13 protein-coding genes, 2 tRNA genes, 2 rRNA genes and 2 pseudogenes are annotated in these 14,201 nt (G+C 41.6%); 8 read left to right on the plus strand and 11 right to left on the minus strand.

All coding sequences use genetic code 11. From position 1 onward, the window contains the following. The first annotated feature begins 21 nt into the window (after positions 1–21). The 4 genes from CDG62_RS05740 (at position 22) to rrf (ending at position 3,800) form a co-directional block, all read left to right on the plus strand. Positions 22–98, plus strand: a tRNA-Ile gene (locus CDG62_RS05740). 68 nt (positions 99–166) lie between these two features. Then, positions 167–242 (plus strand) — tRNA-Ala (locus CDG62_RS05745). 349 nt (positions 243–591) lie between these two features. Beyond that, positions 592–3,485, plus strand: a 23S ribosomal RNA gene (locus tag CDG62_RS05750). Positions 3,486–3,685: 200 nt separating this feature from the next. After that, positions 3,686–3,800, plus strand: a 5S ribosomal RNA gene (gene rrf / locus CDG62_RS05755). A 155-nt stretch (positions 3,801–3,955) separates the two neighbouring features. Here rrf and CDG62_RS05760 read toward each other — a convergent pair. The 8 genes and pseudogenes from CDG62_RS05760 to CDG62_RS05795 all read right to left on the minus strand — a co-directional run. Then, positions 3,956–4,273, minus strand: a pseudogene (locus CDG62_RS05760) (lytic transglycosylase domain-containing protein); the annotation flags it as partial. 73 nt (positions 4,274–4,346) lie between these two features. Beyond that, entirely contained in the window at positions 4,347–4,754 is a 408-nt protein-coding gene (locus CDG62_RS05765) for a roadblock/LC7 domain-containing protein (protein WP_087528241.1), read from the minus strand. 18 nt (positions 4,755–4,772) lie between these two features. Next, positions 4,773–5,321 (minus strand): GTP-binding protein, encoded by a 549-nt coding sequence (locus tag CDG62_RS05770; protein ID WP_087528242.1) that lies wholly within the window; start codon positions 5,319–5,321, stop codon positions 4,773–4,775. Between the two features lie 9 nt (positions 5,322–5,330). Further along, on the minus strand, positions 5,331–6,296 hold the full coding sequence (locus tag CDG62_RS05775) for a hypothetical protein (RefSeq protein ID WP_087528243.1): 966 nt from the start codon (positions 6,294–6,296) through the stop codon (positions 5,331–5,333). 82 nt (positions 6,297–6,378) lie between these two features. Then, positions 6,379–6,738: a hypothetical protein gene (locus tag CDG62_RS05780; protein ID WP_004983207.1), complete on the minus strand. Its 360-nt coding sequence runs from the start codon at positions 6,736–6,738 to the stop codon at positions 6,379–6,381. Positions 6,739–7,133: 395 nt separating this feature from the next. After that, positions 7,134–7,793 carry a hypothetical protein gene (locus CDG62_RS05785; protein WP_087528244.1) on the minus strand — a complete coding sequence of 220 codons (660 nt, stop codon included), beginning with the start codon at positions 7,791–7,793 and terminating at the stop codon, positions 7,134–7,136. 17 nt (positions 7,794–7,810) lie between these two features. Then, complete coding sequence (locus CDG62_RS05790; protein ID WP_087528245.1) at positions 7,811–8,242, minus strand: ClpXP protease specificity-enhancing factor; 432 nt, start codon at positions 8,240–8,242, stop codon at positions 7,811–7,813. 8 nt (positions 8,243–8,250) lie between these two features. Continuing rightward, on the minus strand, positions 8,251–8,904 hold the full coding sequence (locus CDG62_RS05795) for a glutathione S-transferase N-terminal domain-containing protein (protein WP_087528246.1): 654 nt from the start codon (positions 8,902–8,904) through the stop codon (positions 8,251–8,253). Between the two features lie 258 nt (positions 8,905–9,162). Between CDG62_RS05795 and CDG62_RS05800 the strand changes: the two are divergent. Further along, a pseudogene (locus CDG62_RS05800) lies at positions 9,163–9,357 on the plus strand (hypothetical protein); the annotation flags it as partial. A gap of 126 nt (positions 9,358–9,483) precedes the next feature. Here the strand turns inward: CDG62_RS05800 and rpsI are convergent. Then, on the minus strand, positions 9,484–9,870 hold the full coding sequence (gene rpsI, locus CDG62_RS05805; RefSeq protein WP_086208861.1) for a 30S ribosomal protein S9: 387 nt from the start codon (positions 9,868–9,870) through the stop codon (positions 9,484–9,486). 12 nt (positions 9,871–9,882) lie between these two features. Next, entirely contained in the window at positions 9,883–10,311 is a 429-nt protein-coding gene (rplM, locus tag CDG62_RS05810) for a 50S ribosomal protein L13 (protein WP_004695096.1), read from the minus strand. Between the two features lie 538 nt (positions 10,312–10,849). Here rplM and pdxA point away from each other — a divergent pair. From pdxA to CDG62_RS05825, 3 genes are read left to right on the plus strand one after another with little or no spacing between them, the layout of a single operon-like run. Further along, the gene (gene pdxA, locus CDG62_RS05815) at positions 10,850–11,818 is read left to right on the plus strand and encodes a 4-hydroxythreonine-4-phosphate dehydrogenase PdxA (protein ID WP_087528247.1); all 969 of its coding nucleotides are present in this window, start codon (positions 10,850–10,852) and stop codon (positions 11,816–11,818) included. A gap of 32 nt (positions 11,819–11,850) precedes the next feature. Next, positions 11,851–12,663, plus strand: coding sequence for a 16S rRNA (adenine(1518)-N(6)/adenine(1519)-N(6))-dimethyltransferase RsmA (gene rsmA, locus CDG62_RS05820; RefSeq protein ID WP_086208859.1), 813 nt, complete (start codon positions 11,851–11,853; stop codon positions 12,661–12,663). Position 12,664: 1 nt separating this feature from the next. Continuing rightward, positions 12,665–13,513, plus strand: a complete 849-nt coding sequence (locus CDG62_RS05825) for a symmetrical bis(5'-nucleosyl)-tetraphosphatase (RefSeq protein WP_087528248.1) — start codon at positions 12,665–12,667, stop codon at positions 13,511–13,513. 43 nt (positions 13,514–13,556) lie between these two features. On the opposite strand, the gene CDG62_RS05830 is transcribed toward CDG62_RS05825, so the two are convergent. Next, the gene (locus tag CDG62_RS05830; protein ID WP_087528249.1) at positions 13,557–14,006 is read right to left on the minus strand and encodes a DUF2147 domain-containing protein; all 450 of its coding nucleotides are present in this window, start codon (positions 14,004–14,006) and stop codon (positions 13,557–13,559) included. Positions 14,007–14,201: the final 195 nt, after the last annotated feature.

Here is a 14,201-nt window from a genome sequence, read left to right on the forward strand (position 1 = left end):
TCTTCATGACGATGTATCTGAGGGTCTGTAGCTCAGTTGGTTAGAGCACACGCTTGATAAGCGTGGGGTCACAAGTTCAAGTCTTGTCAGACCCACCAAATCTGACTAACCGGTATTATTAAATGCTGAATACAGAAAAACAGAAACATTGACTTATTGATAAGCTGGGGACTTAGCTTAGTTGGTAGAGCGCCTGCTTTGCACGCAGGAGGTCAGGAGTTCGACTCTCCTAGTCTCCACCATAGATTATAGAATTTAGTAAGTTAAAGCTTATTAACTTCTGTGATTTATCACAGTTTCCTGACCTGACGAAGGCTGGAAAAATCATTAACAGAATATATTTGAGTTGAAATAATTTGTTCATACTCGTTTTAAAGATCGACATTAACAGTGATTTATTACTGATTGATGAAGGTTGGAGAAATGAGTTACTAGCGAAATTAACTGAATCAAGCGTTTTGGTATGTGAATTGAATTGAAGCTGTACAGTGTTTAAGTACACAGAGCAACAAACTGTAAGGAAGTGATGAGGAATCATCATAGACTGTCTTAATCCTACTTGTAGGGATTAACGACTGTTTGGGGTTGTATAGTCAAGTAATTAAGTGCATGTGGTGGATGCCTTGGCAGTCAGAGGCGATGAAAGACGTAATAGCCTGCGATAAGCTCCGGGGAGGCGGCAAATATCCTGTGATCCGGAGATTTCTGAATGGGGAAACCCACCTGTCATAAGGCAGGTATCGTATGATGAATACATAGTCATACGAGGCGAACGAGGGGAAGTGAAACATCTCAGTACCCTTAGGAAAAGAAATCAATTGAGATTCCCTCAGTAGCGGCGAGCGAACGGGGAAAAGCCCATTAAGTCATATAAGTTCTAGTGGAATGCTCTGGGAAGTGCAACCATAGTGGGTGATAGTCCTGTACACGAAAGGGCTTATATGATGATGTCGAGTAGGGCGGGGCACGTGAAACCTTGTCTGAATATGGGGGGACCATCCTCCAAGGCTAAATACTCCTGACTGACCGATAGTGAACCAGTACCGTGAGGGAAAGGCGAAAAGAACCCCTGTGAGGGGAGTGAAATAGATCCTGAAACCGCATGCATACAAGCAGTGGGAGCCGACTTGTTCGGTGACTGCGTACCTTTTGTATAATGGGTCAGCGACTTACATTCAGTAGCAAGGTTAACCGTATAGGGGAGCCGTAGAGAAATCGAGTCTTAATAGGGCGTTTAGTTGCTGGGTGTAGACCCGAAACCGGGTGATCTATCCATGAGCAGGTTGAAGGTTGGGTAACACTAACTGGAGGACCGAACCCACTGTCGTTGAAAAGCCAGGGGATGACTTGTGGATAGGGGTGAAAGGCTAATCAAACTCGGTGATAGCTGGTTCTCCCCGAAAGCTATTTAGGTAGCGCCTCGGACGAATACCATTGGGGGTAGAGCACTGTTTCGGCTAGGGGGTCATCCCGACTTACCAAACCGATGCAAACTCCGAATACCAATGAGTACTATCCGGGAGACAGACTGCGGGTGCTAACGTCCGTAGTCAAGAGGAAAACAATCCAGACCGCCAGCTAAGGCCCCAAAATTATAGTTAAGTGGGAAACGATGTGGGAAGGCATAGACAGCTAGGAGGTTGGCTTAGAAGCAGCCACCCTTTAAAGAAAGCGTAATAGCTCACTAGTCGAGTCGGCCTGCGCGGAAGATGTAACGGGGCTAAAACTATATGCCGAAGCTGCGGATTTGCAATTTATTGCAAGTGGTAGGGGAGCGTTCTGTAAGCCGATGAAGGTGTATTGAGAAGTATGCTGGAGGTATCAGAAGTGCGAATGCTGACGTGAGTAACGACAATGCGAGTGAAAAACTCGCACGCTGAAAGACCAAGGGTTCCAGTCCAACGTTAATCGGGGCTGGGTGAGTCGACCCCTAAGGCGAGGCCGAGAGGCGTAGTCGATGGGAAATTGGTTAATATTCCAATACTTCTATGTAATGCGATGAGAGGACGGAGAAGGTTAAGTCAGCCTGGCGTTGGTTGTCCAGGTGGAAGGTTGTAGGCATGTATCTTAGGCAAATCCGGGGTACTCTATGCTGAGAACTGATAGCAAGCTGTACTTGTACAGTGAAGTGGCTGATACCATGCTTCCAGGAAAAGTCTCTAAGCTTCAGTTACATAGGAATCGTACCCGAAACCGACACAGGTGGTCAGGTCGAGTAGACCAAAGCGCTTGAGAGAACTCTGCTGAAGGAACTAGGCAAAATGGTACCGTAACTTCGGGAGAAGGTACGCTGCCGACGGTGATAGGATTTACTCCTTGAGCTATTGGCAGCCACAGAAACCAGGCCCCTGCAACTGTTTATTAAAAACATAGCACTCTGCAAACACGAAAGTGGACGTATAGGGTGTGATGCCTGCCCGGTGCTGGAAGGTTAATTGATGGGGTTAGCGTAAGCGAAGCTCTTGATCGAAGCCCCAGTAAACGGCGGCCGTAACTATAACGGTCCTAAGGTAGCGAAATTCCTTGTCGGGTAAGTTCCGACCTGCACGAATGGCATAATGATGGGGGCGCTGTCTCCAGCAGAGACTCAGTGAAATCGAATTCGCCGTGAAGATGCGGTGTACCCGCGGCTAGACGGAAAGACCCCGTGAACCTTTACTGCAGCTTGACATTGAACTTTGATCTTACTTGTGTAGGATAGGTGGGAGGCTTTGAAACCGAGACGCTAGTTTCGGTGGAGCCAATCTTGAAATACCACCCTGGTAATATTGAGGTTCTAACTCTGTCCCGTTATCCGGGACGAGGACCATGTCTGGTGGGTAGTTTGACTGGGGCGGTCTCCTCCTAAAGAGTAACGGAGGAGTACGAAGGTGCGCTCAGCGTGGTCGGAAATCACGCGTAGAGTATAAAGGCAAAAGCGCGCTTAACTGCGAGACCCACAAGTCGAGCAGGTACGAAAGTAGGTCTTAGTGATCCGGTGGTTCTGTATGGAAGGGCCATCGCTCAACGGATAAAAGGTACTCTGGGGATAACAGGCTGATACCGCCCAAGAGTTCATATCGACGGCGGTGTTTGGCACCTCGATGTCGGCTCATCTCATCCTGGGGCTGAAGCAGGTCCCAAGGGTATGGCTGTTCGCCATTTAAAGAGGTACGCGAGCTGGGTTTAGAACGTCGTGAGACAGTTCGGTCCCTATCTACCGTGGGCGTTGGAAATTTGAGAGGATCTGCTCCTAGTACGAGAGGACCAGAGTGGACGAACCTCTGGTGTACCGGTTGTGACGCCAGTCGCATCGCCGGGTAGCTATGTTCGGAAGGGATAACCGCTGAAAGCATCTAAGCGGGAAGCCTACCTCAAGATAAGATTTCCCTAGGACTTTATGTCCTCTAAAGAGCCGTTGAAGACTACGACGTTGATAGGTTGGATGTGGAAGCATAGTGATATGTGAAGCTGACCAATACTAATTGCTCGTGAGGCTTGACTATACAACACCCAAACAGTTGGTGTTGTGGTTCAAATCACTGCAAACAACTTGATTTAGTTATAAAGCTAAGTAGAATGTGCAAATTAAATTAACTCAGATGTTCTGTTATGAACGATGTTCAAAGCACTGCTTTGAACGAGTGCAAGATTTGGTAGAAAGCGAGGCAATCATAAGACCTAGCGAGTATCCATAAACAGTTGTGCTGGCGACAATAGCAAGAGTGAACCACCTGATCCCTTCCCGAACTCAGAAGTGAAACCTCTTAGCGCTGATGGTAGTGTGGAGTTATCCATGTGAGAGTAAGTCATCGCCAGCTCATTAATTCAAAAACCCCCTCCGCTTAATGCAGAGGGGGTTTTTTTATCATGAAATGATTAGAATAATAAAGAAAAACGAAGAATGTGCCATTTATAATGGCATAAGCGTTAAATAGCCAGAATTTTCTAGCTTTTATGTCTTATTTACAAGAGGTTACAGAGCATCTTTTAAGTTTTTTTGATGTGCTTTAACCTGTTTGGCATATTTCTTACCTTGACGTTTCATTTTCCAGCTCGAATGATAGCCTGTTGGACCGACATTATAATAAGCCAAAGCTTTGGGCCAACTTTCTGTTTTCTGGTTATAGTGGGCAAGAATATACGTACCACAATTAATATTATTAATTTCTTCAAATAAATCGCCAGGGCAGGTTTGTTGCCAGTAGCGAGGGATAACTTGGGTAAGTCCAATAGCACCAGCAGGAGAAACAGCATAATTTCTATAGCTAGACTCTTGTCTTATGACCGCTGCATAAGGGCCTCTAAAATTTAATAGGCTTCGTTGCTAATAAAAACAAAATTTGTTTTATATTTCATCAAGGATATTAGTATTGGATAATTTTGTTGCTTGCATTTTTTAGGGTATACAGTAGCTGTCCTAAGAGTACATCTTTTTCAGTTAATGTCACGATAATCATTGGGTAATTTGGAGAAGGAATCGAGGTTAAAATAGCTTTACCATTGTCCGCATCTAAAGTAATCGACTGACAACCTTCGAGATGAATTTCATTCATAAAAGCCGCAACCATAGCTAAAATTGAGCTACTAACTGCCGCAAGTTTAGTACTGTTATAACCATCTCTTTTATAAACATGGGCTAACTCGAAGCCATCTGTGCTACACAGCATGACATAATTGACACTGCGGACATTCATGAGAACATCTTGAATTTCATTCTTTGCAAAATCAATTAACTCTTTTGGTGCTGTGCGGCTTTGCGCTAAAGTAAACATATGGGACCTCGTTAAGGACTAATTGGCAATATTTGAGTTGATCTCAATGGATGTAATGAGTGCTTCTAATAATAATAAAACATCATCTTTCTTTCTTGCGTCGATAAAGAATAGTGGAGAAAAGAGGTCATTTTGTAATAACCAGTCTTTATAGATAGTAGTTGATTTAGTTGACTCTGAAAGAAGATCGGTATGTGTAATGCCGATTGCAATATTGTCAGTAAAATTTTGAAAGGTTTCCAGATAACTTTCTAATTCCTGAATAGGGTTGTCTGAATGATGGTCAATTAAAATCACAGCACCAATAGCACCTTTAGTGATGGCAGACCAAATAAAGTCAAAGCGACTTTGCCCTGGTGTACCATATAGCCCAATCGTTAGGTTTTCATCAAGTGTGATTTCACCATAATCAATACCAACAGTGGTTGCCAATTTGGTATGGCGCTGTGCATCTGTATTAAAAGCCTCTGTTTGTAGTACAGGAATCTCTGAGAGTGATCGAATCGCCTCTGTTTTACCCGCACCCATACCACCAGCAAAAACAATTTTAAAGCGTTGTAAAATCATATTGGTATCCTATATACCTAGTTTTTTTCTTAGTTTTCCAAAGAAGCTTTTAATTAATCCTGCTTCTTCTGAAACTTGAGGCATTTCTGGTGGGTTGAAGTGTTTATCCCACATATTGATTTTTGAGAGATTATGGGTCGCGATATTGGCTGCAATAAAACGTTGAACAACTTCAATTGGGAGGTTTAACTGCGTTGCAATTTTTGAAACTTTACCGCCTTGAATGAAACAGCTGGAAAGTTGAAAAATGGTTTTTCTATCCAAATTACTTGCTGGCTTAGGCCACATATGGATCTTAAAGTGCCCATCTTCAGGCGCAATTTCTTTCAAAAATATGGGTGAATCCCAAAAAAATTGCCATAACCAGTCGCTCAATATATGCGGCTGCTTACGTGAAACTTTCATAAAGTTACTTGTACTGGCAATGTCATAATCAAAACCAGAATCTGTAAAGGCTTGTTCGCGCTCTGTATTGAGCCATGCGATATTTTTCTGAATATCGATGATGGCAATGGTACCTAAAGTATCAAAAAGATGTAGTTTTGAGTTGCGTTCGGCATCCAGCATTTTGCTGAAATATTCTAATTTATACGGTGTTTTTTTATTCTGAGATTCAATAGGAAGGATTTGTTGGCTGTTAAAAGAAGGATGTAGCAGATGTTGACCGATCCAACTCGAGAAGCTTTCAAGATGTGCAATTGGCAAAGAAAGTGTATTTTCGTGGAGTCTGTTTTCATTATGGGGGTGTTTGGAGATTTTTAGCCATGGAAACTGACGACTTCGAATGATCTTTTGGATCCCTTCTGTTTCGTAAAAACTTTCATGGATAAATAAACAATCAATAGTTGGATCAGCAGCGGAGCTCCAGTTAATTTGATACTCTTGAGGAATGAGATTACGTAGCTGTATTTTAAGTTCGTCTGAATGGTTTGAACTCAGGCCCGTAATCGCAATATTAATATATTGCTTATTCATAGTGTTTCTTTAATTTAATTAGGTTGAAGAGGACAACGCATACGACCCCTTTCCCAAAAGGATGAGAAAGGGGCAATTCAAATTAAGAAAAATCTAGCCCTTTTTCATATCCTTTCAGTTCATGGCGAGCCATGGCTAGGTTTGCTTTAGAGCGTTCAAGGACAAGATATAAGAAAATTTTGTCATTGCCTTCTAGAGGGCGAATAAGGTGATATTGTTTGCCCAGTGTAATTAAAATATCTTCAATGGTGTCATTCAAGTTCAATGCTTGTGCAACACGTCGTTTTGAGCGAACGACTTCAGTATTACCTGCCGCCGCGAGTTCTAAATCGATGCTTCCACCGCCTTGAGTTGCTAGGGCTAAACCACTTTCCCCATCGACCAATGCTGCTGCATAGAATCCATCGATATTTGCTAATGCTTCCAATGACACTTTAGCCATAGTTATTCTCTTTAATTTTATGAGTTTTGAAATCCTTTTAACTTGTTGTTTCACAAGTCGATTTAATTATATGGATGGCGTGAAAAAATTATCAATATAAATAAATGCAACAGAAAAAAAGATGAATAAATGTGCAATTAGATCCGAGTATTTTAGTCAGTTTTTGCTACATATTCTGTGATTGGGTTTGCGTATTTTAAAAAGGATTGTGAGAAAGTATATTATTATTTGCAAAAGTGTTTAATTTATTTGCTATTGTAACTAAATGTAAATTTTATCGTTTGGATAAATAAAAACAAAAAATAAATAGATTTTTTTTATTTTAAAGATGAAATATATAATTATTTTTCATTAAAAAATAAAGGGATGCACAAAATAAGTGCATCCCCTGGGCGTTAGACAAACATTTGACTTGCTGCGCAATAAAGTCCCCATAAAATGACGATAGCGACAGCAGGTTCAATCAGTTTTGCCCATGTTGGTGTTGGATTTTGCTCTGCTATTTGTGTGTGTAGCTGATCTGAGTGGTCTGTTGCGTGCTGATTTACCATTTGATTAAACTCCTTCATCGTCTCTTCTAATGATAGCTCTTCTTCAGGTTTTGGTTTAGAGCCAATTAGCTCTGTTAGCTCACTTGTTGTCCAAACCCAGTCATCAGCCAGACCTGAAAGGTGTTCGATTTGACCGACAAGCAACTCGCGTATTCCATGCTCGCCAAAGTTCCCTGTGACATCAAGTTGTTTGAGTTCAGCAAACTGAAGACTCAACATGCTGGTCAGACTATGCTCTAGGTCTGCCTTTGTTAACTGTGATTCATTTTGCGGAGATGTGGTGAGATGCCTTGCAAGTTCTTGAATATATAAGTGATCTTGGGTTTGAATCTCTTGGTAGAGCTTAGTACCATCTTGGCGCATCAAAGTGATGAGTTTTCCAAGGGAGAGGGCGTTAGCCTCAAAAAGATATTGAAGTCGCTCCTCATCTGAATATTGACTCAGAAGCTCAGGCTTTTGGATTTTAATCTGCTCTGCAAAATATTGTACTAAATCAAAAGCCATATAATTACTCCATTTTATTAATCTAATAACCTTAAACTTGGTTTTTTCTTCGAGGGTTCAGTTTTTTCTTCATTGTCTGATTTTAAAGCATTTTGCTCACTTTGGGTATGATTGTCATATTCACTTGGATCGAAGAACAAGCCTTGTCCATTTTCACGGGCATAAATGCCAATCACAGCATTAATTGGTACATAAATATCACGAGATACACCACCAAAACGTGCAGAGAAGGTAATCGCATCGTTGCTCATATGTAGTGCATGTACGGCATGAGGGGTGATGTTTAAGACAATTTGCCCATCTTGAATAAACTGTTCGGGAACAAGCGTATTGGGCTGGGTGGCATCGACCAATAAATGCGGTGTCAGTTGGTTATCACAAATCCATTCATAAATGGCGCGGGCTAAATATGGACGAGTCGGCGTAAGGTTTAATTCTTGATCAGACATAATGTTCTCTACGGCTGTTTAAATTCAGATTGATAATGGTTTTTCTCCTGCAAAGTTAAAGACTTTAAAAATGCAGGGCGACTAAAAATACGTTGGCAATATAAATATATTGGACGGCATTGCTGTTTAGGTAGATGCACGCCCATGCTGTTTAAGCGTAGAAAGATAGGGGCAAGCATGCAATCTAAAATGCTAAAGCTTTCCGACATGAAATAGGGGAAATGCTGAAACAATGGTGTTAGGGAAATGAGTGTATCTTTCAGTTTTTTTTGTGCATTTAGTTTTGCTTTTTCATCAAGTGTATCTGGATGGCGCAACATCATATCGGCAAGCTTTAACCAATCTTGTTCAAAGCGCCAAATATACTGACGCTGTTCCGCACGAGGCATGGGGGCATCGGCATAGAGCTTGTTTTGACGATAACGATCGTCTAAATACTCAGAGATGATATTGGCATTGAATAGTTTTAAATCATTTTCAATCAACATCGGTAGCTGATTATAAGGGTTTAAGCTGGCGAGATCTTCATCATCTGCATCACTTAAAACTAAATGGTATTTGATTTGCTTCTCTGCAAGTACATAACGAATCCAATGGGAGCGAAAATCATCTGCATGGCTATACAGCGTAATTCCTTGAAGCGGAGTAGTTTCGACAGACATATTTCAAGAAACTAGGTGAAGTGAATCGGTTAGAATACTAAAAATAGCCAATAAAATCATCTTAACTTTAATATGCTTATACAATTGAACAACTTGGAAGAAATCAAAAATAAGGATAGAACCATGCTGCTTAGGTTCAGAATCACCCAATCGATTGCAGTGATTATATTAATGACTTCTATCTCAAGTAGTTATGCTCAAAATAAAGATGTAGTAGAACACGTAGATGTCGCGCAGTAGACTGCTGAATATGCCGCTTGTATTACTGATGAAACCTGTGATGTCGCTACCTCTGTATCTGAGGATGAGATGTATGGCGGTATTCAGCAAGAATATAAGGTAAAAGGCTGTAAGGTCACTGTTTATAATGATGGAGCTGTGAAAATGGTCGATGAGCAAACGGATGAGCCGTGTAATGCACCACTTCCTAAAGATCATCAATTTTTAAAATAAGCTGAAATATGTAACTAGAGGGATATCATACGAATAAAGCAGAATGCATGGACTTTAAAGTTGAAAATGACACATAAAAAAAAGCCTTGGATAAACCAAGGCTTTTTGTCCGATTCGGTAAACGAATTAACGTTTAGAGAATTGAGGACGTTTACGAGCTTTACGTAAACCAAGTTTCTTACGTTCAACTTCACGAGCATCACGAGTAACGAAACCAGCTTGACGAAGAGCAGGTTTAAGTGTTTCGTCAGAAGCGATCAACGCACGAGTAATACCGTGACGGATAGCGCCAGCTTGACCACCGATACCACCACCAGCAACAGTGATGTAAAGGTCATACTTTTCAGTAGCTTCAAGAAGCTCTAAAGGTTGACGAACAACCATACGAGCAGTTTCACGACCGAAGTATTGCTCAAGAGTACGGTTGTTAATTACGAGTTTGCCTGTACCAGCTGACAAGAAAACACGTGCAGTTGCGGTCTTACGGCGACCTGTACCATAATTAGTAGCCATGTGCTGTATCCCTTAGATGTCCAAAACTTGTGGCTGTTGAGCAGCGTGTGGATGCTCAGTACCTGCATACACTTTCATTTTCTTGATCATTGCATAACCAAGAGGACCTTTTGGTAACATACCTTTAACAGCTTTTTCTAAAACTGCTTCTGGTTTGTGAGCGATTAACTTTTCAAAGTTAGTCTCACGGATACCACCAGGGAAGCCAGTGTGGCGATAGTATTTTTTATCAAGTGCTTTTTTACCAGTCACTTGAATTTCTTCAGCATTGATTACAACGATATAATCGCCAGTGTCAACGTGAGGAGTATAAGAAGTCTTGTGCTTACCACGTAGACGACGAGCGATTTCAGTCGCAAGGCGACCTAAAGTTTTGCCAGAAGCATCAACAACGTACCAGTCGTGTTGAACTTCAGCAGGCTTAGCGCTGAGAGTTTTCATTAAACCACTACCTATTATAGTTGGTTTGGACTATGGAATCTGTCCAAACAAAAGGAGACGCGATTCTAAACGAAGTTGTTCGGAATCACAAATGAAAATATGAAATTTCAAGTGCCGTATTTTACGATATTCCGCACTATAAAGGAAGAGATTAAAGTTTATTCTTTTATTTAAATCATGAGGAAATTGGAGTGAATCGAAAATAAAAGCGGAGAGTTGTCGCTATTATCAAATTTGAAACATATTTTTATAATCTAAGATATGATATTGCTTATGAATTTTATAAAAGTGACAGTTGGAAATTTGTCCAAGAATGGGTGATTTTTCTTTATAAAGTACCAAATTCCCCGCTTCAATTTTGAAATCGCTCGATTAAACAAGTTTCACTGTTTCATTTTCTACAGAGGGTATTCTAGCTCAAGAGCCATATCGACATGCTTAAAAAATGTCAGCCGATAGATAGGTCTTGAGTTCATCGTTACATGATGTGCTTTGATATACGTTGTATAATATTGCATGCCTTCTATTTGAGTTAGCTATGCTTCCTTTATATGTCACCAGTGGCGAACCTGCTGGAATTGGTCCAGATATTTGTTTGAGCCTTGCAGGGCGGGTAGATGAACGCCCCATTGTTGTTTTGGCTGATCTGAACTTGTTAGCTAAGCGCGCAGAGAAATTGGGAATCGACATAGAACTCATTGAATATGTAGGGCAAAAGACGTCATCGGCTCCGAGACAGCTCTATGTTGAGCATGTGCCCTTGAACCAAGCTGTGGTATTAGGTGAATTAAACCCAAGCAATGCGTCCTATGTCTTAGAACAGTTACGACGTTCGGCCGATTATGCCATGTCTGGGAAAAGTGTAGGTGTTGCAACTGCACCTGTACAAAAGTCAGTCATCAATGATGCTGGCATTCACTTTAGTGGACATACCGAATACTACCAAGAGTTTGCTGGGGTGGAACGTGTGGTGATGATGCTTGCAACCAAGACGTTGCGTGTCGCGCTAGCGACTACACATTTACCTTTGAGAGCTGTGCCTGATGCAATTACCAAAGAGCGACTGCATCAAGTGATTGATATTTTAATTCAAGATTTAAAAAGCAAATTCAAAAAAGAGCATCCGCACATTTTAGTGTGTGGCTTAAACCCACACGCAGGAGAGGATGGCTATTTGGGTATGGAGGAAATTGAGGTGATTAATCCCGTGCTAGAAAGCTACCGTGCTCAAGGCATAAATATGAGCCTGAGTTTGCCTGCCGACACTTTATTTACCCCTGAAAACTTAAAAGATGCCGATGCTGTTTTGGCGATGTATCACGATCAGGGCTTACCTGTGTTAAAATCGCAAGGGTTTGGTGAAGCCATTAATATTACTTTGGGCTTGCCGTTTATTCGTACCTCAGTTGATCATGGCACAGCTCTCTCCCTCGCAGGCACAGGTCTTGCGAAAAGCTCAAGCCTCCAGGTTGCTGTTGATTTAGCGTTAGAATTAGCTCGTCACTAATGTTCAGTGATTAACTCACGTTGGAAAATTTTATGTATCAAATTAATGCCTTAAACCCTAAAGATGAAGGGCACCATACGCGTAAGCGTTTTGGGCAAAACTTCTTACATGACCAACGTGTGATTGCCAAGATTGTACGTTCAGTTGCACCTCGTTCAGGGGATAACATTGTGGAAATTGGCCCGGGTTTGGCAGCCTTAACTTCTCCATTGATTGGCGAATGTGACGCACTCACGGTGGTCGAATTAGACCGTGATTTGGCGGCAGGTTTACCGGGGCGTGTGCCACATCCTGAACGTTTAACCATTATTGAAACGGATGCACTGAAGTACGACTTCACTAATCTATTTGAAGATGGTCGCCCTTTACGAGTTGTGGGTAATTTGCCGTATAACATCTCGACGCCACTTTTGTTTCACCTCTTGGAGTTTGGTGACAAAGTTAAAGACATGCACTTTATGCTACAAAAAGAAGTGGTGGATCGTATTACGGCTGCTCCAAATAGCAAAGAGTATGGTCGTTTGTCGGTGATGATTCAGTATTTCTGTAAACCTACGTTCTTGTTTGAAGTACCGCCGGGTTCATTTAACCCACCACCTAAAGTGACTTCTGCGGTGTTCCGTTTAGAGCCGTATGCAGTTAAGCCGATTGTGGCAAAAAATGAAAAAGCTTTGGCACGGTTGGTATCGCATGTCTTTACCCAGCGCCGTAAAACTTTGCGTAATAGCTTAAAAGGTATGTTGGTTGAAGATGGCTTTGAACAAGCAGGTGTTGATCCGATGGCGCGCCCAGAGACTTTAACACTGGCTCAATTTGTGGCATTAGCAGATCAAATGGTGGCTTAAGGTGGCAGGTGCAGAGATTCGATACAATTATGTCATTGGTGATGTGCAGGGTTGTTTTGAAGCACTCAAAGCCTTGCTAAAGACCATTCAGTTTGATCCTGACCAAGATTTTATTTGGTTTGCAGGGGATTTGGTTGCTCGTGGTGAAAACTCATTGGGTGCCTTACGCTTTATTAAAAAATTAGTAGAGCGCAAGGCGGCTGCAACAGTTTTAGGCAATCATGATTTAACTTTGCTGGCGGCTGCACGTGGCATTAAAACCATCAAAGATAAAGATAACATTCGTGATGTGATTGATGCGATTGATAGTGATGATTTGATTGATTGGTTGCGTAAACAACCCTTGTGTGTGTTTCCAAATGCAACGACAGTTCTGACGCATGCAGGCATTCCAACCAACTGGACAGCAGAACAGGCTGCTGCTTTGGCGGCAGAAGTTGAGGCGGTCATTGCCGCGGATGATTTTGATGTTGTCGATGCCTTTTTAAAAGACATGTATGGCAAAGAACCTACCTTGTGGTCGGATGAACTCACGGGCAACGCGCGTTTACGCTGTATCGTGAATTATTTGACCCGTATGCGTTTAACCGATAGTGCTGGGCGTTTGGAGTTTAGTTTCAAGGACTCACTTAGCGACCCAATGCCTGAAGGATTCAAACCATGGTTTGACTTCGTTTCGCAAGCAGCGCAAACCCATAAAGTAGTGTTTGGTCACTGGGCCGCTTTACAAGGCAAAACCATTTCGGATTCGATTCAAAATGTAGATGGCGGTTGTGTCTGGGGACATCAATTAATGGCTTACCGTTTAGAAGATGAAAGCTTATTTGCCGTTGATAATCCAGTTCAATAGCTCATGCATTAAAAAAGCCACGAAGTTCGTGGCTTTTTTATTCTTAGTCGATTCTTAACCAGGTTTGGTTACGACCTAAGGCAGAAACACCAATGTATGCACGTAGGGAAAGTCGCTTTCCTGTGGCATTCAGCTTCATTTTGGCATCATAGAGTTTGCCTGATAATGGATCAATCACACGACCTTTTTCATAGTTGTTGGTGCCGTCCACATGCTTTAAGCCTTTAATAATATCCATACCTAAAATTGGTTTGTTGGTATATGGGGGAGGGCAATTCACACAAGTTTCTTTTGGTGTATAACCTGGGCGTGGTGTAATTTTTACAATTTTTCCAGTGTAAGTGTTATTCGATTCTTTTCGAATTTCGATAATGGCTTTTGGTGAGCCTGATTTATCATCAATTTGTTGCCATGTTCCTGTTAAGTCCTGTGCAAATGCTCCCCCGCAAAGCATGGACAATGTTAATCCCGCGAAAAAAAACTTACTTTTCATATAAGGTTCTCTATAGTTTCACAAAAAGATATCCAAGACACAGAAAAATAAACAGTTTGCACAAGGCAAACTGTTTTGTGTTTAGATATGAGTTAGGCAGTTGCCTTTAAAAATTGAAAAATCATACATGCTTAGCTGAAACTCTTTTATTCATTGAATTTGAAACAATCAGGCTAAGTTTAATGCAATGTATGA

This window comes from Acinetobacter sp. WCHA55 (genome assembly GCF_002165305.2).
Taxonomy (GTDB): Bacteria; Pseudomonadota; Gammaproteobacteria; order Pseudomonadales; family Moraxellaceae; genus Acinetobacter.

Excerpts from the sequence above, each read along its gene's own strand:
- rsmA (WP_086208859.1), top strand. The coding sequence starts at position 11,851 with ATGTATCAAATTAATGCCTTAAACCCTAAAGATGAAGGGCACCATACG.
- CDG62_RS05765 (WP_087528241.1), bottom strand. The coding sequence starts at position 4,754 with ATGTTTACTTTAGCGCAAAGCCGCACAGCACCAAAAGAGTTAATTGAT.
- pdxA (WP_087528247.1), top strand. The coding sequence starts at position 10,850 with ATGCTTCCTTTATATGTCACCAGTGGCGAACCTGCTGGAATTGGTCCA.
- CDG62_RS05775 (WP_087528243.1), bottom strand. The coding sequence starts at position 6,296 with ATGAATAAGCAATATATTAATATTGCGATTACGGGCCTGAGTTCAAAC.
- CDG62_RS05780 (WP_004983207.1), bottom strand. The coding sequence starts at position 6,738 with ATGGCTAAAGTGTCATTGGAAGCATTAGCAAATATCGATGGATTCTAT.
- CDG62_RS05830 (WP_087528249.1), bottom strand. The coding sequence starts at position 14,006 with ATGAAAAGTAAGTTTTTTTTCGCGGGATTAACATTGTCCATGCTTTGC.
- rpsI (WP_086208861.1), bottom strand. The coding sequence starts at position 9,870 with ATGGCTACTAATTATGGTACAGGTCGCCGTAAGACCGCAACTGCACGT.
- CDG62_RS05785 (WP_087528244.1), bottom strand. The coding sequence starts at position 7,793 with ATGGCTTTTGATTTAGTACAATATTTTGCAGAGCAGATTAAAATCCAA.
- CDG62_RS05795 (WP_087528246.1), bottom strand. The coding sequence starts at position 8,904 with ATGTCTGTCGAAACTACTCCGCTTCAAGGAATTACGCTGTATAGCCAT.
- CDG62_RS05770 (WP_087528242.1), bottom strand. The coding sequence starts at position 5,321 with ATGATTTTACAACGCTTTAAAATTGTTTTTGCTGGTGGTATGGGTGCG.
- CDG62_RS05790 (WP_087528245.1), bottom strand. The coding sequence starts at position 8,242 with ATGTCTGATCAAGAATTAAACCTTACGCCGACTCGTCCATATTTAGCC.
- rplM (WP_004695096.1), bottom strand. The coding sequence starts at position 10,311 with ATGAAAACTCTCAGCGCTAAGCCTGCTGAAGTTCAACACGACTGGTAC.